Annotated in this window: 22 protein-coding genes; 5 read left to right on the forward strand and 17 right to left on the reverse strand. The window is 72.6% G+C overall.

The genetic code is table 11. From position 1 onward, the window contains the following. Positions 1 to 24: 24 nt before the first annotated feature. Positions 25 to 534, reverse strand: coding sequence for an NUDIX domain-containing protein (locus AB0C22_RS04420; protein WP_219461990.1), 510 nt, complete (start codon positions 532 to 534; stop codon positions 25 to 27). A 98-nt stretch (positions 535 to 632) separates the two neighbouring features. Here AB0C22_RS04420 and AB0C22_RS04425 point away from each other — a divergent pair, with 98 nt between their 5' ends. After that, positions 633 to 1,793 (forward strand): hypothetical protein, encoded by a 1,161-nt coding sequence (locus tag AB0C22_RS04425; RefSeq protein WP_357533462.1) that lies wholly within the window; start codon positions 633 to 635, stop codon positions 1,791 to 1,793. Here the strand turns inward: AB0C22_RS04425 and AB0C22_RS04430 are convergent. Beyond that, entirely contained in the window at positions 1,781 to 3,886 is a 2,106-nt protein-coding gene (locus AB0C22_RS04430; protein WP_357533464.1) for a molybdopterin oxidoreductase family protein, read from the reverse strand. The two genes, AB0C22_RS04425 and AB0C22_RS04430, sit on opposite strands and share 13 nt — an antisense overlap. 253 nt (positions 3,887 to 4,139) lie before the next feature. On the opposite strand from AB0C22_RS04430, the gene AB0C22_RS04435 reads away from it, so the two are divergent. Next, positions 4,140 to 4,481 (forward strand): RNA polymerase-binding protein RbpA, encoded by a 342-nt coding sequence (locus tag AB0C22_RS04435; protein ID WP_007070998.1) that lies wholly within the window; start codon positions 4,140 to 4,142, stop codon positions 4,479 to 4,481. 160 nt (positions 4,482 to 4,641) lie between these two features. Here AB0C22_RS04435 and AB0C22_RS04440 read toward each other — a convergent pair whose 3' ends face one another. From AB0C22_RS04440 to AB0C22_RS04480, 9 genes are all read right to left on the reverse strand, one after another. Further along, the gene (locus AB0C22_RS04440) at positions 4,642 to 5,175 is read right to left on the reverse strand and encodes an FxsA family protein (protein WP_219461984.1); all 534 of its coding nucleotides are present in this window, start codon (positions 5,173 to 5,175) and stop codon (positions 4,642 to 4,644) included. A 96-nt stretch (positions 5,176 to 5,271) separates the two neighbouring features. Next, positions 5,272 to 6,045 (reverse strand): polyprenol monophosphomannose synthase, encoded by a 774-nt coding sequence (locus tag AB0C22_RS04445; protein WP_219461981.1) that lies wholly within the window; start codon positions 6,043 to 6,045, stop codon positions 5,272 to 5,274. A gap of 23 nt (positions 6,046 to 6,068) precedes the next feature. Beyond that, on the reverse strand, positions 6,069 to 7,628 hold the full coding sequence (gene lnt, locus AB0C22_RS04450) for an apolipoprotein N-acyltransferase (protein ID WP_308291095.1): 1,560 nt from the start codon (positions 7,626 to 7,628) through the stop codon (positions 6,069 to 6,071). Between the two features lie 606 nt (positions 7,629 to 8,234). Then, positions 8,235 to 9,581 carry a glutamate mutase L gene (locus AB0C22_RS04455; RefSeq protein ID WP_219461977.1) on the reverse strand — a complete coding sequence of 449 codons (1,347 nt, stop codon included), beginning with the start codon at positions 9,579 to 9,581 and terminating at the stop codon, positions 8,235 to 8,237. Further along, positions 9,578 to 9,970 carry a hotdog domain-containing protein gene (locus tag AB0C22_RS04460; RefSeq protein WP_208565960.1) on the reverse strand — a complete coding sequence of 131 codons (393 nt, stop codon included), beginning with the start codon at positions 9,968 to 9,970 and terminating at the stop codon, positions 9,578 to 9,580. The genes AB0C22_RS04455 and AB0C22_RS04460 overlap by 4 nt, the downstream gene beginning before the upstream one ends. After that, positions 9,967 to 10,761 (reverse strand): OAM dimerization domain-containing protein, encoded by a 795-nt coding sequence (locus tag AB0C22_RS04465; protein ID WP_208566444.1) that lies wholly within the window; start codon positions 10,759 to 10,761, stop codon positions 9,967 to 9,969. Before AB0C22_RS04465 ends, AB0C22_RS04460 begins: the two co-directional genes overlap by 4 nt. Before the next feature lie 92 nt (positions 10,762 to 10,853). After that, positions 10,854 to 12,449, reverse strand: coding sequence for a lysine 5,6-aminomutase subunit alpha (locus tag AB0C22_RS04470; RefSeq protein ID WP_307799036.1), 1,596 nt, complete (start codon positions 12,447 to 12,449; stop codon positions 10,854 to 10,856). Further along, positions 12,446 to 14,011 carry an amidohydrolase family protein gene (locus AB0C22_RS04475; RefSeq protein ID WP_357533465.1) on the reverse strand — a complete coding sequence of 522 codons (1,566 nt, stop codon included), beginning with the start codon at positions 14,009 to 14,011 and terminating at the stop codon, positions 12,446 to 12,448. The genes AB0C22_RS04470 and AB0C22_RS04475 overlap by 4 nt, the downstream gene beginning before the upstream one ends. A 5-nt stretch (positions 14,012 to 14,016) precedes the next feature. Continuing rightward, entirely contained in the window at positions 14,017 to 15,066 is a 1,050-nt protein-coding gene (locus AB0C22_RS04480; RefSeq protein ID WP_357534017.1) for a zinc-binding alcohol dehydrogenase, read from the reverse strand. 213 nt (positions 15,067 to 15,279) lie between these two features. Here AB0C22_RS04480 and AB0C22_RS04485 point away from each other — a divergent pair, with 213 nt between their 5' ends. Beyond that, a complete protein-coding gene (locus AB0C22_RS04485; RefSeq protein WP_219469975.1) occupies positions 15,280 to 16,668 on the forward strand; it encodes a lysine 2,3-aminomutase in 1,389 nt (462 codons plus the stop codon). A gap of 61 nt (positions 16,669 to 16,729) precedes the next feature. Here AB0C22_RS04485 and AB0C22_RS04490 read toward each other — a convergent pair whose 3' ends face one another. The 3 genes from AB0C22_RS04490 to AB0C22_RS04500 form a co-directional block, all read right to left on the reverse strand. Beyond that, positions 16,730 to 17,065, reverse strand: coding sequence for a YnfA family protein (locus AB0C22_RS04490; protein WP_219461973.1), 336 nt, complete (start codon positions 17,063 to 17,065; stop codon positions 16,730 to 16,732). 64 nt (positions 17,066 to 17,129) lie between these two features. After that, on the reverse strand, positions 17,130 to 17,321 hold the full coding sequence (locus AB0C22_RS04495; RefSeq protein WP_219461971.1) for a CsbD family protein: 192 nt from the start codon (positions 17,319 to 17,321) through the stop codon (positions 17,130 to 17,132). Positions 17,322 to 17,499: 178 nt separating this feature from the next. Continuing rightward, on the reverse strand, positions 17,500 to 18,618 hold the full coding sequence (locus tag AB0C22_RS04500) for an NAD(P)/FAD-dependent oxidoreductase (RefSeq protein WP_219461969.1): 1,119 nt from the start codon (positions 18,616 to 18,618) through the stop codon (positions 17,500 to 17,502). A 53-nt stretch (positions 18,619 to 18,671) separates the two neighbouring features. On the opposite strand from AB0C22_RS04500, the gene AB0C22_RS04505 reads away from it, so the two are divergent. Together AB0C22_RS04505 and AB0C22_RS04510 are read left to right on the forward strand one after the other, a co-directional pair. Continuing rightward, entirely contained in the window at positions 18,672 to 19,364 is a 693-nt protein-coding gene (locus tag AB0C22_RS04505; RefSeq protein WP_219461968.1) for a TetR/AcrR family transcriptional regulator C-terminal domain-containing protein, read from the forward strand. Positions 19,365 to 19,544: 180 nt separating this feature from the next. Beyond that, positions 19,545 to 20,111: a histidine phosphatase family protein gene (locus tag AB0C22_RS04510; RefSeq protein WP_357533466.1), complete on the forward strand. Its 567-nt coding sequence runs from the start codon at positions 19,545 to 19,547 to the stop codon at positions 20,109 to 20,111. Between the two features lie 49 nt (positions 20,112 to 20,160). Here AB0C22_RS04510 and AB0C22_RS04515 read toward each other — a convergent pair whose 3' ends face one another. The 3 genes from AB0C22_RS04515 to AB0C22_RS04525 are packed head-to-tail and all read right to left on the reverse strand — an operon-like array spanning position 20,161 to position 22,079. Then, a complete protein-coding gene (locus tag AB0C22_RS04515) occupies positions 20,161 to 20,652 on the reverse strand; it encodes an Lrp/AsnC family transcriptional regulator (protein ID WP_208565967.1) in 492 nt (163 codons plus the stop codon). Between the two features lie 59 nt (positions 20,653 to 20,711). Next, positions 20,712 to 20,927 (reverse strand): DUF433 domain-containing protein, encoded by a 216-nt coding sequence (locus tag AB0C22_RS04520; RefSeq protein ID WP_208565968.1) that lies wholly within the window; start codon positions 20,925 to 20,927, stop codon positions 20,712 to 20,714. A 9-nt stretch (positions 20,928 to 20,936) separates the two neighbouring features. Next, entirely contained in the window at positions 20,937 to 22,079 is a 1,143-nt protein-coding gene (locus tag AB0C22_RS04525) for an acyl-CoA dehydrogenase family protein (protein WP_219461965.1), read from the reverse strand. Between the last annotated feature and the right edge of the window lie 22 nt (positions 22,080 to 22,101).

Below are 22,101 nucleotides of genomic sequence, written 5' to 3' on the forward strand. Positions count from 1 at the left end.
GGCCGGACACAGCGCGTCGGTGGGTCACAGCGCGTCGGGTCGACACAGGGCGGGATGCCGCTCACCGGGCCGCGCATACCAGGGGGCGTCGTCGGGGGCGGCGGCCGTGTCCAGCCGCAACCGCGCCCACTCGTCCAACTCCGGCAACGCGTCGGGGGTGAACCAGCCGACCTCGGTGGACTCGTCACCGTCCGCGCGGGGCCACCCACCGACCGGCCGGCACCGGAACCACACGTTGAGGTACTCGCAGGCGTCGCCGTTGGGGTAGACCACCGGGTGGGTGGCGACCCCCGCGATCCGGTCGACGACGACCCGTACCCCGGTCTCCTCCCACACCTCCCGCACGACGGCCTCGGCGGGCTGCTCACCCGGGTCGACCACCCCGGCCGGCAGCGACCAGCGGCCGTTGTCGCCCCGACGGGCCAGCAGCACCCGACCCGCGTCGTCACGGACCACCCCGGTCACCCCGGGCAGCAGCAACAGGTCGTGCCCGACGTGGGCACGCAACTTCACGATGTACGGGGAGACGGCCACCGGCCCACGGTAACGGTCGTGGTACCGGTGGACCATCCCGACGCCCGCGCGACGCCGCCGCACCCTGGGCCGGGTGCAGCCTCTAGACTTGCCCGGCGATGGACCCGCAGCCCTCCCCCACCGACCTGCGCCCCTGCGCGCACTGTGGACGTGACGTGCCGCAACGTGCCGGCGCGGGACGCCCGTTCCGCTACTGCCGGGACAACGACGGCGCCTGCCAACGGGCGTCACGCAACTCCCGGATGCGCCACCGCAACGCCCCCGGCCTGCCCGGCCAGGTGGCCCGCACCTGGGAGGCCGTCGACCGCCTCGACCAGGTGGTGGAAACCCTCACCGAGGCGCTGCACGCCGAGTTGTCCCCGGTCGGGGTGGAACGGCAACTCGCCCAGGCCCGCGCCGACGCCGCCACCGCCATCGCCCAGGCCCACGCCGCCCGCGACGAGGCCCGCGAAGCCGCCGAGACGGCTGCCGCGGAGACCACCCGGGCCCGGCAGGAGACCCGGGCCGCGGCCGCCGACGCCGACGCGGCGCGGGCCCGCGCCGCGTCGGCCGACGCCCGCGCCGCCGAAGCACAGCAGCGGGCCGGGCAGGCCGACACCGCCGCCGACGCGGCCCGCCGCGACGCCAGCGCCGCGCAGGCGCTGCGGGTGCAGGCCGAACGTGACCGGGACGCCGCCCGGCACGAGCTGCGGACCCTGCGCGCGGAACGCGACGCCGAGCGGCAACGCACCGCCGACCTGACCGCCGAACGTGACGCCGCCCGCGCTGACGCCGCCCGGGAGTTGGCCGACGCGCAGCGCGCCGCCGCCGAGGCCGCCGCCGCCCGCCAGGAGACCCGGCAGGCCCACGCCGACGCCGCGGCGGCCCGCACCCGGGCCGACACCGCCACCGAGCAGGCCCGGCAGGCGGAGGCCACCGCCGAGGCGGCCCGGCGGGACGTCGCCGCCGCGCGGGCCGACGCGACGGCTGCCCGGCAGGAGACCGCCGCGCTGACCGCCCGCGCCGCCGAGGACCTGGCCGCCGCCCTGGCCCGGGTGGACACGCTGACCGCCGAGCTGACCCGGGCCCGCGCGGAGGTGACGCAGGCGCACCGGGCGACCGCCGCCGACCGGGCCCGGCTGGCCGAACTGGACCGGCTGCTGCCGGCGGCGCAGGCCGACCGTGACGCCGCCCAACGCCGGGCCGGTCAACTCGCCGACCAGGTCAGTGATCTGGCCGGCGCGCTGGCCCGGCTCAGCGGCCCCACTCAGCCGGGCTGAGTCGACCCCGACGGGTCACCGCCCGCGTCGCCCGGTCGGCCCACCGGGGCGGGGTGCACCTCGACCCGGGTGTCGTGGAACGTGGGCCCCCCACCGAGGTCGGTGTCCCGGACCCCGGTGACCGCGTTGACGGTGCTGCCGCCGGGGCTCAACCGGGCCCAGTACGCCTTGTAGGTGAACGCCAACCCGGGGCGGGTCGCGTCGTCCACGGCGACGGTGGCGAGGAACTCGCCCCGGTCGTTGTGCACCCGCGCCGGGTCACCGTCGGCCAGGCCCCGGGCGGCGGCGTCGACGGGATGCAGGTGGATGCGCGGCGGACCGGTGCGACCGAGGTGCCACGGCAACGACGCGAACGTCGAGTTGAGGAAGAACCGGCCGGCGGGGGAGATCAACGCCAGGGGGAACCGGCGGGCCAGCGCCGCGTCACCCACCTCGACCGGCGGGGTGTACCCGACGAGCGGGTCGACGCCCTGCGCGGTCAGCCGCGGGTCGTGGAACCGGGCCCGCCCGTCGAGGCTGGGGAACCCACCCTCGGCGTACGGGGCGGACCCCACCGCCACCCCCGTGGCCCGCACGTACGTGCTGCGCACCAACTCGTCGTAGCTGATGCCGGTGCCGTCGAGCAGCTGCCGGGCCAGGTCCTCGTCGCTGTCCCGCAGCCGGGGATGGTCCAGCCCGAGCGCGGCGGCGATCCGCCGGAAGATCTCCGTGTTGGGCAGCGCCTGCCCCGGCGGGTCCAGCACCGGCAGGTTCAGGGTGGCGTAGTGGTGACCGTAGGAGGTGTGCAGGTCCAGGTGCTCAGGTTGCATGGTGGCCGGCAGCACCACGTCGGCGAAGTCGCAGGTGTCGGTCCAGCGTTGCTCCAGCACCACGGTGAACAGGTCACCGCGGGTCAACCCCCGACGCAGCAGGTTCTGGTCCGGGACGGTGGCGACCGGGTTGGTGTCGAACACCACCAGCGCGGTGACCGGCGGGTCCGCCTCCCCGGTCAGGGCGGCGGCGAGTCGACTCATGTTGATCGACCGGGCCGGGGGAGCGGGCATCCCGGCGGGCCGGGCGACCCGGTCGGAGTCGACCCGGTGATGCCCGCTGGTGGTGGCCAACGCCCCGCCGCCGGGATACCGGAAATCCCCGGTGAGCAGGGGGATCGCCGCGATGGCCCGGACCGCCTGCCCGGCCCCGGCGTGCCGTTGCAGGCCGAGCCCGATCCGGATGGCGGTGGGACGGGTGGTGGCGATCCGCTCGCCGAGGCGACGCACCACGTCGACGTCGAGGCCGCACTCGGCGGCGGCACGCTCCACCGGCCACTCGTCCAGGCGGGCCGCCATCCGCTCCCACCCGACGGTGTGCGCGTCCAACCACCCACGGTCGACCCCACCGACGTCCCGTACGTGCCGCATCAACCCCAGGGCGAGGGCGGCGTCGGTGCCGGGCAGCGGTGCCACGTGCTCGTCGCTGCGGGCCGCGGTGTCGGTGCGCAACGGGTCGATGGTGACCACGTACGCGCCGCGTTGTTGGGCCTGCCGCACGAACGGCCAGTGGTGCAGGTTGGTGGAGAGCAGGTTCGCCCCCCACAGGACGATCAGTTTCGCCTCGACCACCGACTCCGGTTCGAAACCGACGGACCCGCCGTAGATCGACCCGAGGGCGGCCCGGGACGCCGCGGTGCAGATGGTGGTCCGCAACCGCGATGCCCCCAGGTGGGCGAAGAGCCGGGGACCCATCGACCAGCCCTGCACCAGACCCATGGTGCCGGCGAAGTAGTACGGCAGGACCGACTCCGGTCCGTTGAGGTCGATGCTGGCCCGCAACCCGGCCGCGACCCGACGCACCGCCTCGTCCCAGCTCGCCGGCCGGTACGACACCGGCCCGACCCCCTTGGGGCCGACCCGCACCAGGGGGGTGGTCAGCCGGTCGGGCCCGGTGACCGCGTCGAGATAACGGTTGACCTTGCCGCACAACGCGCCCCGGGTGAACGGGTGACCCGGGTCGCCGCGCAGCGCCACCGGCCGCCCGTCGGTGACGGTGAGCTGCCAGACACACGTGTCGGGACAGTCCAGGGGGCACGCGCCGGGATGCACGGTGGTGGCCATGCCGCGGATGCTATCGCCACCGGCCGCCCCGGCACGGCCCGTCGTCGGCGCGGGACGCACCGGCGGCGGCTACCATCGCGGTGCACACCCGGGACACGGCACCGATGTCGACCCGGCCGCAGACGAACCCGCCGGGGCGGTGCGACGGCGGGCTACCCTTGCGGGGGCCGTCCCACCCGACGGGCGGGAATGCCCCGGCGGTGACCGGCCGTTACACCGGAAGACCAGCACCACGAACGAGGGGAAGTCGATCATGGGCGAGCGCATGCTGCGCGGAAGCCGTCTGGGCGCGGTCAGCTACGAATCCGACCGCAACACGGAGCTCGCGCCGCGCCAGACCCGCGAGTACCTCTGCGCCAAGGGCCACCAGTTCGAGGTCCCCTTCGCCGTCGACGCCGAGGTCCCCACCACCTGGGAGTGCAAGTTCGACGGCAGCGTCGCCCGGCTCGTCGACGGCACCGAACCGGAGCAGAAGAAGGCCAAGCCGCCACGCACCCACTGGGACATGCTGCTGGAACGGCGCTCCATCGCCGAGCTGGAGGACATCCTCGCCGAACGGCTCCAGGAGGTCCGCACCCGCCGCGGCCGCGCCTGACCTACCGCACCACGACGGCGCCCCCGGGGAGGAGATCCCCGGGGGCGCCGTCGCGTCCCTGCCCACCGGGACAACCGGAGCCCACGCCCCACCCGGGCTGCGGGGCGGACCGAAAGGTGTGGGACGACAGTGCCCGCTCCTGGGCGGGACCACCGGCCGGTCAGGGCCGGCGGGGCTCCACGATCTCCCCCTCGATGGCCCGACCCCCGTCGACCGGCGGCGGGGCCACCACGTCACCATCGACCGGCGGCGTCGACGTCGCCGGCTCACCCCGACGCACCCGCACCGTACGCGGGCCGAACAGGTCACCGGCCACCATCGACGACACCCGCCGCTCAGTGGCCCGCTGCACCCCCGAGCGCACCAACCGGCGCACCGGCGGCACCAGCAACACCAAACCCACCACACCACTGAACAGACCCGGCACCGCCAGCAGCAACGCACCAGCCAACCCGACCAGACCATCGGTCACCTGCCGGCCCGGCGGCTGCCGCGACTCCACCGACGTACGGAACCCCCGCCAGGCGCGCATCCCCTCCCGGCGCAGCAACACCAGACCCACCAGGGACGCGGCGAACACCAGCAGCACCGCCGTGCCGAACCCGACGGCCCGGCCCACCACGACGAACACCGCCAACTCCGCCACCACCGCCAACAGCAGGGCCGGTGGCACGAACCTCAGGTATCGGCGCATCTCACCTCATCCGCGTCGCGCGGCACCCGCCCACCACCGTCAACCGGACAGCGCCCGGGGCGACAGGCCCGCTCCTCCAGCATGCCACGCCCCACCTCACGGCCACCGGTCGTGACCGCGACGCAGCCGACCCGGCCGCCGGTCCCGCAGCCCCCAGGTGGTGATCCGCCACAACGCCTCCGCCACGATCAACGGACTCATCTTGCTGGCCCCCCGCTCCCGCTCGACGAACGTGATCGGCACCTCCACGATCCGCACCCCCGCCCGGTGCGCCAACCGCGACAACTCCACCTGGAACGAATACCCCTGCGAACACACCGACTCCAGACGCATCGCCCGCAACGCCGACAACCGGTACACCCGGAAACCACCGGTGGCGTCCGACACCGGCATCCCCAACGCCATCCGCGCATACAGGTTCCCGCACCGCGACAGCACCAACCGCCGCCACGGCCAGTTCACCACCCGCGCCCCACCCACCCACCGCGACCCGATCACCACATCCGCGTCGCGGGCCGCAGTCAACAACGCCGGCAGATCCTCCGGGGCGTGCGAACCGTCGGCGTCCATCTCCACCACCGCGTCGTAGCCGCGCTGCCGCGCCCACCCGAACCCCGCCAGGTACGCCGCCCCCAACCCCTCCTTACCGGGCCGGTGCAGCACGTGCACCTGCGCGTCGGTGCCGGCCATCGCCTCCGCCAACGCCCCCGTACCGTCGGGACTGTTGTCGTCGGCGACCAGCACGTCCACCGCCGGTGCCGCCCGGCGGACCCGGGCCACCACGTCGGCGACGTTGTCGGCCTCGTTGTAGGTGGGAATCACCACCAGCACCCGACCCACCCCGGGCTGCCCCGCGACTGCCTCACCCACGCCTGTCCCCCGTTCCTGCCGGCTCACCCGGCGACGGTGACCTCCCGCCGACGGCGCAGCATCCCCGCGACGACCAACGCCGCCACCGCCAGACCCGCCAGCGTCGACTCCGGCCACCGCCCGGCCCGGGTGGCCGGGGTACGCCCGTCGGAGAGCGTCACCTGCCGCACCACCACCGCCCGGGTGTTGAACCCGGTGGCGTCGCTTACCCGCCCGTCCGGGGCGACGAACCCGGACACCCCGACCGTCGAGGCCATCAACGCCGCCCGACCGTGCTCCACCGCCCGCAACCGCACCATCGCCAACTGCTGCCGGGCCTCCGCCACGTCGAAGGTGGCGTTGTTCGTCTGCACCACCAGCAACTGCGCCCCACCGTCGACGGTGTCGCGCACCAGACCGTCGTAGGCCACCTCGAAACAGATCACGTCACCGAGGACCACCGGGCCCACGTCCACCACCCCCGGGGTCGACCCCGGCACGAAATCCGCCCGCACCCGGTCGACCTGCGACGACACCTTCCGCGCCAACGACCGCATCGGCACGTACTCGGCGAACGGCACCGGATGCCGCTTGGTGTACAACTGGGCCATGTCCGGGCCGGTGCCCGGCCGCCACAGGATGCCGGCGTTGCGCACCTCACCGTCACCCGGACCGGCAAGCACCGCACCGACCAGGATCGGCGCACCGATCGCGTCCGCAGCCGCGGAGATCCGCGCCCCGGCGGCGGCATTGCGCAACGGGTCGATGTCCGAGGAGTTCTCCGGCCACACCACCAGGTCCGGACGCGGCACCGCACCGGCGGCGACCCGCCCGGCCAACTCCACCGTCGCATCGGCGTGATTGTTGAGCACCGCCTGCCGCTGGGCGTTGAAATCCAACCCCAACCGCGGCACGTTGCCCTGCACGATCGCCACCCGCACCGACCGGCCACCGCCGGCACCCGTGGGCACCGCCAACCCCACCCCCACCAGCAGCAACAACCCGACCGCGACCCCGGCCACCGGCCGCCACACCCCGTCCGGGCCCGGCCACCGCCGCCACGACCCCACCACCAGCAACCCGCCGGCCACCGCCACGACCCCGGTGACCAGTGGGGCCCCACCGAGCCACGCCCACCCCAGCAGCGGCGACGCGTCCTGGCTGAACGCCAACCGCCCCCACGGGAACCCCCCGAACGGCGTCCGGTCGCGCAGCGCCTCCTGCCCCACCCACAACACCCCGGTCACCACCGGCCACGCCCACCGCCACCGGTCCACCACCGGCGACACCCACGCCGACGCCGCCCCCAGCAACGCCACATAGCCGGCCTGCAACAACGACAACAACACCCACGGCAGCAGCCCGGTATGCAGATTCGTCCACGCCAACAACGGGGCGAACAACGCCACCCCCGTCAGGAACCCCAACCCCGCGCCGGCCCGCAACCGCCGCCGGTGCACCGCCACCGCCAACCCGGCCACCCCCACCGGCGCCAACGGCCACCACCCGTACGGCGGGAACGCCACCAGCAGCGCCAACCCGGCCGCCACCGCCACCGGCACCGCCACCCGCAACGGCACCGGCCCCCTGGTCGGTCGTACCACCACCGGGGTACGCGTCTCATCCCGGTCGAGCGTCGTCACCGGCACCTCACCACGATCACGGGCCGAAGGCTACCCGCCCCACCCCGGCACCCCCGAACCACCGAGCCGCAGGCCCGAGCCCACCCGACGCCGACCCGCCCCGCCCCGGACAACGCGACGCCGGTCGGCCCGCCCCGGGGAACACCGGTGACACCGACCCCCGCAGCGGGCGGACACGAAATCGGGGCGCGGCCTCAGCCGCGCCCCGATGCTCCCAGGCCCTTCCCGGCCGGTGGGACAAAATGAGCGACGCCGACCTTCGGACCGACCCGACGGTGGACTGGCTGCCCCCGCCCGGCCGTTGTCTACTGGCCGTACCACTCACCCTGCCCGTACACCGGTAACCGCGGCCGGTTCGCGCCGCCCCGCCGACCCCCGCCCGCTGGACCTGGCCGCCGCGACAAATACGCACCAACAATGTCGCTCGGCCAGCGGACGAAGGGACGAAGCGAACAACAGCCGCTTCCCGTAGTAGGACTCAAAGACGGTACGGCCTACACCCCCGCCGCTGTCAACCCACCACCGGCCAGTCACGTCCACCAACCCGGCGTGTCGCGTCGGCGGGTCTCAATCCCCACCGAGATGCCGACGCAACAAAGCCGCCGCCGCCACCGGATGCTCCCCCGCCAACAACCCCCCGGCGGCCAGCACATAATCCACATCCACCACCGGCCGCGCCGCCCGCGGCAACGGCCACCCACCCGCACGATCCACGAGCACCTGCGCCAACACCCCCACCCCGGCACCGGCCGACGCGTGACGCAGCACACCACCGGAACCCACCAGCAGCCGCACATCCCGCAGATCCCGACCCGCCCGCTCCCCCGTCGCCGCACCCCGGGCATGCCGCCGCAACGCCACCGTCGCCGCCAACACCGCGATCCGCCCGTCCACCGCCCGACCCGCCGCATCAACCGGCAGGAACCCCGGATCAGCCGCCCGCACCGCCGCCGCCGCCGCCAACTCCTCCTGCCCGACCGCATCGAGCAACCGTTCCTGCACCGCCGCCCGGACCACCCCCGGCGCGCTCCACCGCATCCCCAGGTCACCCTCCACGGTGCGGGCCCGCCACAACGCCCCAGCCACCTCCCGACCCGGCCCACCGGCCCGCTCGTCCGGCGTCAACACCGAATACACGTCGGTCGTCGCCCCACCCACGTCCACCACCGCCAGATCACCCCCCACCACGTCGGCGAGGACCTCCACCCCGGTCAACACCGCATCCGGGGTCGCCGCCCGCACCAACCGGGCGAACCGGGACCCCCGCGACAACCGCTTACCCCCGATGACGTGCCGCAGGAACACCTCCCGGATCGCCGCCCGCGCCGACGCCGGCGCCAACACCCCGATCCGGGGCAACACGTTGTCCGCCACCGTCACCGGCACCCCCGCCGCCGCCAACACCTCCCGCAACCCCTCCCGCACGTCCACGTTGCCGGCCAACACCACCGGCACCCGCCACCGGGCCCGCGCCAACCGCGTCGCGTTGTGCGTCACCGTGTCGACGTCCCCACCGTCGGTGCCACCGACCAGCAACACCACATCCGGCCGGGCCGCCCGCACCGCCGCCAGCTCCGCCGCCGCCAACCGGCCCGCCGCCACGTGCACCACGTTCGCCCCCGCCGACAACCCCACCCGCCGACCCGCCTGCGCCGTCACCAACGGCTCGTAACCCACCACCGCCAACCGCAACCCACCACCCGCCGACGAACACACGTACCACGGCAGAGCACCCGCACGCCCCGCGCCGGCCCCGTCGACCGCCGCACCCACCGCCGCGTCCAACCCGTGCAGCACGTCCGTACCGACCGTCGTCGGCGCCGACGCCGCCCCCACCAACCGCCCCACGGCCAGGTCCACCACCGCCGCCTTCGTCCAGGTCGACCCGACGTCGGCGCAGACCGCCAGACTCACGCCGCCCCGGGAACGACCACGGTGCCCGTCGCCGTCACCGCCACGACCGGCTCCGCCAACACCTCCGCCGCCGACCCACCCCGCTCCGGCCGCCCCCGACACACCACCCGCGCCACGAAATCGACCGTCCGGCTGCGGGTACCCACCCGCACCACCGTCGCCGTCACCTCCAGCACGTCACCCGCCCGCACCGCCGCCAGGAACTGCACATCCGCGTACGACGCGAACAACCCCTCGTCACCATCGGTACGGATACACACCTCCGTCGCCACGTCCCCGAACAACCCCAACGTGTACGCCCCGTCCACCAGGTTCCCCGCGTAATGGGCGTGCGAATACGGCACATACCGCCGATGCGTCACCGTCAACCCGACCCGCGAATCGCTCATGCCCCCGCCTTCCTGCTCGTCACCAACGCGTGCACCAGATACGACGCCACCTCACCCGGCGTGGTGCCCCGACCGAAGATCCGGTCCACCCCCAACTCCGCGGTCATCGTCTCGTCGAACCGCGGCCCACCCACGATCAGCAACGGCCGCTTACCCGCCGGCAACGCCTCCCGGAACGCCGCCGACATCTCCCGCGTGTTGTGCAGATGCGCATCCCGCTGCGTCACCACCTGCGACACCAACACCGCATCCGCCCGCTCCCGCCGCGCCGCCTCCACCAACTCCGGCACACTCACCTGCGCACCCAGATTGGTCACCTTCAACTCCCGGTAATACTCCAGCCCCTTCTCCCCGGCGATACCCTTCACATTCAGGATCGCGTCGATACCCACCGTGTGCGCATCCGTGCCGATACACGCCCCCACCACCGACAACTTCCGACGCAACCGCTGCTTCACCACCGCGTTGACCTCCTTGGCGCCCAGCAACGGAAAGTCCCGCTCCACCACCTGCACCTGATCCAGATCCACCAGGTGGTTCACCCGCCCGTACACCACGAAGAACGTGAACCCGTCACTCATCGGCTTCGCGTGCACCAGCATCGCCGGATCGATACCCATCCGGTTCGCCAACTGCACCGCCGCACCCTCGGCCCGCTTGTCGTGCGGCACCGGCAACGTGAACGACACCTGCACCATCCCGTCACCGGTGGTGTCCCCGTACGGCCGCACGACCCGCTTCCCGGCGACCGCGCCAGCCCCCACGACACCCGTGCCGTTCCCGCCGGGCATGCTCTCGCGGCCCTCACTGCGTTCGGTGCGCTCACTCATGCCGTTCCCGCTGGGCATGCTCTCGCGGCCCGCACTGCGTTCGGTGCGCTCACTCATGCCGGCTGCTCCAGGATCTCCGTCGCCGGGTTGTAGTAGCCGGCCTCGTGCCGCGCCACCCCCGCCAACCCCTTACCCCGGTCCGCCGGGCGCTTCATGATGCCGAACGTGCCCTCGGCGATCGCCGTCAACAACGACTGGTCCCCGATCCGCTCCAACAACTGCACCGCCTCACCCAACACCCGGTTCGCCCGCTGCTGGATGAACCCACCCGGCGCCGGCACGAAATCCTCGTGCAACCCACCCGCCGCACCCAACACGTACCGCACGTTCTGCAACGCGATGTCCCGATCCGACAACCACGGCGTCACCACCGCCTCCGTCATCATCCCCACCAACAGGATCCCCTGCCCCGTCATCGTGCCCACCAGATTGAAGAACCCGTCCAACAGGTTCCCCCGGAACACGTCACCCGTCATGTGCTTCGTCGGCGGCATCCACTTCAACGGCGCATCCGGAAACAACTCCCGCGCCAACAACGCATGCGCCAACTCCAACCGGAACGACTCCGGCACATCCGGATTGATCTCGAACGCGTGCCCCAACCCCAACTGCCAGTCCGCCAACCCCGCCTCATGCGCGAAGAACTCGTTGAGCAACTGCGACACCGTCACCGTGTGCGCCTCGTCCACCGCATCCGCCGTGGTCAGATAGTTGTCCTCACCGGTGTTGATGATGATCCCCGCCCGCGCGTGCACCTGCCGCGAAAACCGCTGGTCCACGAACGTCCGGATCGGATTGATGTCCCGGAACAAAATCCCGTACATCGAATCGTTGAGCATCATGTCCAGCCGTTCCAGACCCGCCAACGTCGCCATCTCCGGCATACACAAACCAGACGCATAATTCGTCAACCGCACATACCGACCCAACTCCTTCGACGTCTCATCCAACGCCGCCCGCATCAACCGGAAGTTCTCCTGCGTCGCATACGTCCCCGCGAAACCCTCCCGGGTCGCCCCCTCCGGCACATAGTCCAACAACGACTGCCCCGTCGACCGGATCACCGCGATCACATCCGCACCCGCCCGCGCCGCCGCCTGCGCCTGCGGAATGTCCTCATAGATGTCCCCGGTCGCCACGATCAGATAGATCCACGGCCGCCGCACCGGATCCCCGTACCGCCTGACCAGACGCTCCCGCTCCACCCGCCGCCGATCAACCCGCCGCACCCCCGCCGCCACCGCCCGCCGCGACACCCGCCGCGCCGCCGTCGCCGCCCTCCCCGACGGCACCACGAACCGCACCGACCCCGCTGCCGCCTCCTGCGCCAACACCGTCACATCGTCGACACCCTCCCGCGCCAACGCGTCGAACACCGGCAACGCCACCCCGTGCCCCAGCCCCACATCCGCCACCACCGCATCGACCAACCGGTTCACCCACGGAATACCGTCCGGATCCGCCCCCGACACCCCCGCCAGCCGCAACACCGCCCGCTCCACCGACACCGTCGTGTGACTCCGCGCCAGATCCACCACCGGCTGCCCGGCCCGACGCGCCAACTCCCGCGCCCGACCCACCAACACCGGATCAAGACCAAGCTTGCCCGACCCGCCCTGCCGCGCCGTACCGATGGATCGCTCGCTCACGAAACGCCTTCCTCATAGATGACCTCACCACGCAACACCGTGCGCCGACACACCGGCAACGGCGTCGGATCCGCCGGACCCCGCAACTCAGGATCCTCGGCCTGCACCACCGGCAACCCCCGCTCCACCCCCGCCGGACTCGACCACACCGCGAACGTCGCCGGCGCACCCAACGCGATCACCCCCTCGTTGTCCAGATGCACCGCCCGCCACCCGCCCCGGGTGTGCGCCGCGAACGCCGCCCGCACACTCATCCGCTGCGACGCACTGTGATGCGCCGCCGCCGCCCGCACCGAACCCCACGGATCCAACGGCGTCACCGGCGAATCCGACCCGAACGCCAACGCCACCCCCACCGCGTGCATCGCCCCCATCGGATTCGACTCCAACGACCGGGCCAGACCCAACCGCGACTCATACATCCGACCCGCACCACCCCACAACCGGTCGAACGCCGGCTGCATACTCGCCACCACCCCGTACTCCACGAACCCCGCGATCAACCGCTTGCTCATGATCTCCGCATGCTCCACCCGGTGCCGCGCCGCCCGCACCCGGTCCGTGCCCAACACCGCCGCCGCCCCCGCGAACCCCTCCAACACCGTCGAGATCGCCGCATCACCGATCGCATGGAACCCGCCCTGCATCCCGTGCGCCGCACAATCCACCAAATGATCACGAACCTGACCGGCACTCAGATAACCGTGACCGCAACCCTCACCGTCGAGGTAATCCCGCGACACGTGCGCCGTCCGCGACCCCAACGCCCCGTCCGCGAACAGATCACCACCCGCACCCACCGCACCCAACTCCCGCGCCCGCGCCGCCCCCGACAACTCACCCCAGTACCCGTACACCTCCGGCAACCCCGCCCCCGACAACGCCAACAACCCGGTGAAGTCCTCCTCGTCGGAAATCTGCGGACCACCACACTCGTGCACCGCCGCGATCCCCAACGACGCCGCATGCGCCAACGCCACCCGCTGCGCCGCCACCCGCTGCGCCCGACCCACCGAACCCAGCGCCGCCGCCCGCACCACATGGTGCGCGTCGCGCCGCAACCACCCCGACGCATCGAAACCCGGCACCACCGCCGCCTGCGGACACGCCGCCAGCAACGCCTGCGACACCAACGCCGAATGGATCGACGCCTGCGACAGGTACACCCGCCGGCCACCCGCCGCCCGATCCAGCTCCACCGCATCCGGCAGCCGCGGATCCCCCCACGCCGACTCGTCCCAACCGTGTCCCAACACCACCGCGTCACCCGGCAGACCCGCCGCGAACGCCGACACCGCCGCCAGCAACTCCCCCGCCGACCGCACCGACGACAGCTCCAGACCCGACAACACCAGCCCGGTATCCGTCGCGTGCACGTGCGCGTCCACGAACGCCGGCGTCACCAACGCCCCGTCCAGCTCCACCACCCGATCGGCGGCCGGCGCATCCGCCGCACCACCCAACCAGGCGATCCGCCCGTCCCGCACCAACAGCGCCGTCGCGCTCGGCTCCGCCGGACAGTGCAGCACTCCACCGCGATACAACGTCGAGGGGTTCGTCATGGCACTCAGTCTGCCGCCAACCGGGACTCGAAGAGACCACGTACCCCCGGCTCCGACCGCAACAACCCCAACGCCAGATCCGCGTGCCCCGGCACGAACCCGTTACCCACCAGCATCGTCACGTCCGCCGCCAACCCCTCCGCACCCAACGCCGCCGCCGCGAAACTCGTCGCCATCGAGAAGAAGACCACCGTGCCGCCGTCCGCCGTGGCCAACACCGCACCGTGCTCACACCCCGGCACGTCCACGCACACCACCGTCACGTCCGCCGGCCCACCCAACGCCGTCGTCACCGCCGACGACAACCCCACCGGATCCCGGGCATCAGCCAACGCCACCACCGACGCCAGACCAGCCGCCACCAGCGCATCCCGCTCCGCCGCCACCGGCACCACCCCCACGGTACGACCCGCACCCGCCCGCCGCGCCGCCGCCAACGACAACGACCCGCTCTTACCGCCCCCACCGATCACCGCCACCGTCACCGCCGACCCGTCACCGGCGCGTTCCCGCCGCGCCACCTGCTCAGCGACCACCCGGGCCGTCAACGCCGGCGCCCCACACACGTCCAGCACCGCCAACGCCAACTCCGGATGCAGGTCCCCCGGCAGCACCGCCGCGATCGACCGGGCGAACAGGATCGCGTACCCGTCACACGGCACCTGCTCGCTGCGCCCGTCCCAGCGGGCCAACCCGTCGAGGATCGTCAACGGCGTCAACGTCAACGACACCAGCGTCGCCACCCGGTCACCCACCGCCAACCCCAACGGCGACCGACGGCCGACCTCCTCCACGGTGCCGATCAGCATCCCGCCCGACCCGGTCACCGGATTCTGCATCTTGCCCCGGGTCGACACGATCTCCAGCACCTCGGCGCGGATCTTCTCCCCGTCCCCGTCGTGCTTCTGCGCCAACTGCCGGAAACTCGCCGCGTCGAGATTCAACCGCTCGACCCGGATGCGCACCTCGTTCGGGGCGATCCGGGGGTCGGCGTCCAGCCGCCAGGCCGCCTGCGGCAGCACCCCCGCCGGCTCCACGACACGGTGCAGGCCCACCGGTGACGTCACACCAACCTCCCCCCTCAACCGCCCGAAGCCCCGACCAGGACTCGCATCGCGGGAAAACTTACGGCAGACTAATTTCTTCGCCGGATATTTTCCAGTAGCCTTCGGATCTACCGATCATCAACCGCCGGCCACCCGGCTCGCACCCGCCGGCCACCCCGGCCACGCACACCACGAGGAGGGGCCGTGACCCAGACCCAACCGATGGCGACCATCCCTGGGCCCCGCCCCGCCCCGGTCGCCGCACCGACCGCCGGCCAGCCCTACGAATACCGCCGCAGCCCCCTGGTCGAGCCCGACTGGACCCGCTTCCCCGGCTGGCGTCACGTCACCCGCGAGCAGTGGGAGAACGCCCAGTGGCAACGCGTCAACTGCGTCAAGAACATCAAGCAGCTGCGCGCCGTCCTCGGCGACACCGTCGACGAGACCTTCTACACCGACCTCGCCGCCGACCAGCAGGCCCTGGCCACCATGTCGATGCTGGTGCCACCCCAGATGATCAACACGATGGTGCCGTTCGCCCCGATGACCACCGAGGCGTTCCGCGCCGACCCGATCCGCCGCTACATGATCCCCGTCGCCGCCGACCGGCGCACCGACTGGCCGTCACACCCCTACGCCAGCCGTGACTCACTGCACGAACACGACATGTGGGTCGCCGAGGGTCTCACCCACCGCTACCCCACCAAGGTCCTCGCCGAACTGCTCTCCACCTGCCCCCAGTACTGCGGACACTGCACCCGGATGGACCTGGTCGGCAACTCCACCCCCGCCGTCGACAAACTCAAGCTCACCCTCAAGCCCGTCGACCGCTACGACGCCCACATCAGCTACCTCAAGGCCCACCCCGGCGTCCGCGACGTGGTCGTCTCCGGCGGCGACGTGGCCAACGTCCCGTGGCGCAACCTTGAGTCGTACCTCATGCGGCTGCTCGAACTCGAAACCGTCCGCGACATCCGGCTCGCCACCAAGGCCCTCATGGGCCTGCCCCAGCACTGGCTCCAGAACGACGTCGTCGAGGGCCTGGAACGGGTCGCCCGCACCGCCGCCCGCCGCGGCGTCAACCTGGCCATCCACACCCACGTCAACCACGCCCAGTCGATCACCCCGCTGGTCGCGAAGGCCACCCAGACCGCCCTCGACGTCGGCGTCCGCGACGTGCGCAACCAGGGCGTACTCATGCGCGGCGTCAACGCCACCACCCCCGACCTGCTCGACCTGTGCTTCGCCCTGCAGGGCGAGGCCGGCATCCTGCCGTACTACTTCTACATGTGCGACATGATCCCCAACGCCGAACACTGGCGGGTCCCGGTCTGGCACGCCCAGCAGCTCCAACACGACATCATGGGCTACCTGCCCGGCTACGCCACCCCCCGGATCGTCTGCGACGTGCCCTTCGTCGGCAAGCGCTGGGTGCACATGCTCACCGAGTACGACCGGGAACGCGGCATCTCCTACTGGACGAAGAACTACCGCACCTCCATCGAGTCGGCCGACCTGGAGGCGCTCAACAAGCGCTACGCCTACTACGACCCGATCGACACCCTCCCCGAGGCCGGCCAGCAGTGGTGGGCCGCACACCGCGACGACTGACCCCACGACACACCCACCCCGCCGCCCCCGACGACCCGACCGGTCCCGGGGGCGGCGCGCGTCACACCCCGCGCGGGGCGTACATGATCACAGCGACGCCGAGCAGGCAGATCGCCGCGCCCGTCAGGTCCCACCGGTCCGGCCGGAAACCGTCCACCAGCACCCCCCACGCCAGCGATCCCGCCACGAACACCCCGCCGTACGCGGCCAGGATCCGGCCGAAGTTCGCATCCGGCTGGAAGGTCGCCACGAAGCCGTACACGCCCAACGCGAGCACCCCGGCGGCGATCCACCACAGCCCCCGGTGCTCCCGCCAGCCCTGCCAGATCAGCCACGCCCCACCGATCTCGGCGAGCGCGGCCAGGACGAACAACACCAACGACCGGGCGACCACCATGCCCGCACGCTAACCCGGACAGCCCCCTGAGCATGCTCAGGGGGCTGTCCGGATGGTGATCCGCTCAGCGCATGGCGTCCCGGGCGTCGCGACCGGCGTCCTTGACGTGCTCACCGGCCTGCCGGGCGCGCGCCTCGCTCTGCTCGGTGGCACCCTCGGCGCGCATCCGCTCGTTGTCGGTGACGTCGCCGATCCGTTCCTTCGCGGCGCCGGTCAGCTCCTGGGCCTTGTTCTTCGCCTTGTCGGTGAAGCTCATGTCGCCTCCTGTCGCTCCGGCGGTCACGGGGCCGATGCCCCGCACCCGTGGCGTCCCCGCTCTGTCCGGCTCGAAACGGATTTGCGCCGTGGGCGCTGATGTTCGTGGTGTGCCGGGGCACACCACCGGTAGGCCATCCTAGGACAATAGGCGGCAAGCGGTGGTCTGCTGCCGGTGGTCAGGAGGGCTGGACCTGGTCGAAGAGGGCGAGGGCTTCGGCGGGGTCCGGGCTCACCAGGCGTTCCAGACCGGCCGTCGTGATCCTCGACCAGGTGGCGGCCCGGGCCCACATCCGTTCCTCGAAGGCGCGGACCGCCTCGTCCAGATTCTCCGGGTCGGCGGCGATGGCCTCCGCGAGCTCGGCACCGTCCAGCATCGCGAGGTTCGCGCCCGCCCCCAACGGTGGCATCAGGTGGGCGGCGTCGCCCAGTAGCGTCACCCCCCGGACATGGTCCCAGGTGTGGGACGCGGGTAGGACGTACACGGGTCGGTGGGCGAAGGCGGTGCCGTGGCCGAGCAGGTCGCGCACGGGAGCGGCCCAGCCGTCGAACAGCGCCAGCAGACCCGACCGGGTGGCCTCGACATCGGCCAGGTCCAGGTGCGCGTGCCAGTCCAGCGGCGCGCGGAGCCTGGCGTACACCTTGACGTGACCGCCGCTGTTGCGTTGGGCGACGAGAGACCGGTTCACGCCGTACACGGACACCGAACCCTCACCGATGAGCCGGGCGAGGTCAGGGTGGCGGGTGTCGACGTCGTCGAGGGAGGTCTCGACCGAGGTGACGCCGGTGTACTGCGGCGTCACCGACGAGACCGCCGGACGGACCCGGGACCAGGCGCCGTCGGCGCCCACCACGAGATCGAACGCCTCCGGCGGCCCGTCCGCGAAATGCACCAGGACGCCCTCCCCCGCCCCCGGCACCACCCGCGTCACCTCCCGCCCCCACCGCACGTCCAGAGAGCCGAGCAGCAGATCGCGGAGTTGCCCGCGGTCGATCTCCGGATTGGCCCGCTCGTCCGGGGCGGGTTTCCAGTCCCGCAGCACGGTCCCCGCGGCGTCCAGGATGCGCATGGCCTGTCCTTCGGGACGGGACAGCGCCTCGAACTCCGCCAGCAACCCCGCCTTGTCCAGGGCCCGCTGCCCCAGCCCCTCGTGCAGGTCCAGCGTGCCGCCCGGAGGGCGGGAGTCGGGCGAGGGATCACGTTCGAGGACGGCGACGGGGTGGCCGTGGCGGTGCAGGACCCGGGCGAAGGTCAGACCCGCCGGGCCACCCCCGACCACAGCAATACGATGTCTCATGGCGATACACCGTATAGCTCCCCTACAATTCAGCGCAACGACAGGGAGTGATCATGAGTGTCTGGGACCGGCCCGCCCCGCCGAACCCCCCCGTACCGCTCGACCGGGGGCAGATCATCGCCGCCGCCATCGCGCTGGCCGACGAGGGCGGGCTGGCGGCGGTGTCGGTGCGTAAGGTCGCCGCCCGACTGAACGCCGGCCCGATGCGGCTGTACGGCCACATCTCCACCAAGGACCAACTGTTCGACCTCATGGTGGACGAGGTGTACGCCGAGATCCTCCCCGGGGAGCGACCCGGTGACTGGCGGGAGGCGTTGCGCGGCCTCGCCCACCGCACCAGACAGGCCGCGCTGCGGCACGAATGGCTGGCGGACCTGCTCGGCGGCCGCCCGGCCCTGGGCCCGAACGGCCTCGCCGTCACCGAAGCCACGCTGGCCGCCCTCGACGGCCTCGCCGACGTCGACACCGTCATGCGCGCCGTGGAGACGGTCAGCGCCTACTTCACCGGCGCGATCAGGCGCGAGGTCGCCGACCTGCGGGCCGAACGCGCCACCGGCCTGTCCAAGCGCGAGTGGCAGCGTGCCTGCGGCCCGCACGTGACGAAGATGTTGGCCACCGGCCGTTTCCCGGCGCTGAGCAGGGCCGTGCACGACGGCACCGAGGTGGCCGCCGAGGTCTCCTTCGCCACCGGCCTGGACTGGGTCCTCGACGCCGTCGCCGCCAGACTCACCCGACCGGCGGGGTGACGATCCACTCCCGCCGCAGGTGGGAACCCCGCAGAACGACGGCACGGTCCCGGTCCCGGTCCCGGTGGCGGCCCCGGTGGCGGTGGCGGTGGCGGAAACCGGCAAACGGACCGGTGTCTCCGCGCCGGGAACTGCGGGCGGAGCCGGGCCGGGCCCGGCGAATGCTGGTTGACTGGGGGGATGAGCGAGATCATCCTGATCCGGCACGGCGAGACGACGTGGAGCGCCAGCCGGCGGCACACCTCGTACACCGACCTGGAGCTGACCCCCGACGGCGAGCGGCAGGCCCGCGCGCTGGCCGGGGTGCTGACCGGCCAGCGCCTCGCCACCGTGCTCGCCAGCCCCCGGCGGCGGGCGCTGCGCACCGCGCAGCTCGCCGGCCTCACCGTCGACCACACCGACGACGACCTCGTGGAGTGGAACTACGGCCGGTACGAGGGCCGCACCACCGCCGACATCCACACCGACCGGCCGGACTGGGACATCTGGACCGACGGCTGCCCCGACGGGGAGGCCCCCGACGAGATCGGCGCCCGGGTCGACCGGCTGCTCGCCCGGCTCACTCCCCTGCTGGAGCGGGGCAACGTGGGCCTGGTCGGGCACGCCCACCAGCTGCGGGTGGTCGGCGCCCGGTGGATCGGGCTGCCCCCATCCGGCGGCGGCAAACTCCGCCTGGACACCGCCACCGTCAGCGCGCTCGGCCACGAACACGGCCGACCGGTGCTCCTGCGCTGGAACGGCCGCTGAGCGGGCCCCGCGTCACGCCACCCACCGACGGCGCACCCACCGGAGGGTGTCAGGCCGACGCCTCCGCGCCACCCCGGGCCCGGGGCCGCAACTCGCCGACGGTGATCTTCGGCGGTCGCCCCTCGTACGGCGTCGACAGCACCACCGTCGTGCGGGTGGTGACGTTCGCCGCGGTGCGGATCTCCTGGAGCACCCGTTCCAGGTCGGCCGGCCCGGCCACCCGCACCAGCAGCAGGTAGAAGTCCTCCCCCGCCACCGAGTAGCAGGAGTCGATCTCGGGCAGGTGGGCCAGCCGCTCCGGCGCGTCGTCCGGTTGGGACGGGTCGAACGGCCGGATCGCCACGAACGCCGTCATCGGCAGGTCCAGCGCCTCGAACGACACCCGGGCGGTGTACCCGTTGATCACGCCGCGCTGTTCCAGCCGGCGGACCCGCTGGTGCACGGCCGAGACCGACAGGCCGACCCGCTCCGCCAGATCCGTGTACGACAGACGGCCGTCGGCGGTCAGCGCGGCGACGATGGCACGGTCGATCTCCTCCACGCGTGCAACCTACCCGGTGGAGCGCTCCCCTGGCGACGACGTCCCGCCGGAGATGACGCTCAGCGGGCCGCCCGGTCGCGCACCGCGTCCGCGGCGAAGTTCAACACCTCGGCCAGATCGTCCTCGTCGAGGAAGGGCAGATCGGTGAGGATGTCCGTCACCGACATCCCCTCCGCCATCATCGCCAGCAGGGTCGCCACCGGGATCCGGGACTGCCGCACGCAGGGTGCGCCACCCATCACCTCGGGGTCGATGGTGATCCGGGGAAAGGTCACCGGCACAGGCTAGTCCCTCGCCAACGCCCGGGAGATCACCAGCCGTTGGATCTGGTTGGTGCCCTCGACGATCTGGAGCACCTTCGCCTCGCGCATGTACCGCTCGACCGGATGGTCGGACACGTAACCGGCCCCGCCGAGCACCTGCACCGCGTCGGTGGTCACCCGCATCGCCACGTCGGTGGCGAACAGCTTCGCCTTGGCCGCCTCGATCGAGTACGGCCGGCCGGCGTCGCGCAGCCGGGCGGCGGCCAGGGTGAGCGCCCGGGCGGCGGAGATCTGGGTGGCCGCGTCGGCCAGCAGGAAGCCCAGCCCCTGGAAGTCGATGATCGACCGGCCGAACTGCTGCCGTTCCCGGGCGTAACCGACGGCGTAGTCCAGCGCCGCCTGGGCCAGGCCCACCGCGCAGGCGGCGATGCCGAGCCGCCCCGAGTCCAGCGCGGACATCGCGATGGTGAACCCCGCCCCCTCGCCGCCGATCAGCCGGTCGGCCGGCACCCGGGCGTCGTCGAAGGCGACCTGAGCCACCGGCGAGGAGCGCAGCCCCATGGTCCGCTCGGCCGCCTGCGGCACGATGCCCGGCGTGTCCCGGTCGGCCAACAGGCAGGAGATGCCCTTCGGGCCCGGCTCGCCGGTGCGGCAGAAGACGTTGTAGAAGTCCGCCACCCGGGCGTGCGTGATCCACGCCTTGACCCCGGTGACCCGGTAGTCGTCGCCGTCGCGGACCGCCCTGGTGGTCAGCGACGCCGCGTCCGAGCCCCCCTGCGGCTCGGAGAGGCAGTACGCCCCGAGCAGTTCCCCGCCCACCAGGTCCGGCAGCAGTTTGCGTTGGGCGTCGGTGCCGAACTCGGCCAGCGGGTAGCAGGACAGGGTGTGCACGCTGACCGCCTCGGCGACCGCGAGCCAGCGCCCGGCCAGGATCTCCAGCACCTGGAGGTACACCTCGTACGGCTGGGCGGCACCGCCGTGCTCCTCGGCGTAGGGCAGGCCCAGCAGGCCCGCCCGGCCCAGGGTGCGCAGCACGTCCCGGGGGAACTCGGCGCGCTCCTCGAAGCCGGCGGCCCTCGGCGCGAGCTCCCGGTCGGCGAGTTCGGTGGCGAGGTCGAGCAGGTCGTGGGCCTCGTCGGTGGGCAGGATCCGGTCGACAGTCATAGCGCGATGAACTCCAGGGTGG

This window comes from Micromonospora sp. NPDC048894 (genome assembly GCF_040649765.1).
Taxonomy (GTDB): domain Bacteria; phylum Actinomycetota; class Actinomycetes; order Mycobacteriales; family Micromonosporaceae; genus Micromonospora; species Micromonospora antibiotica.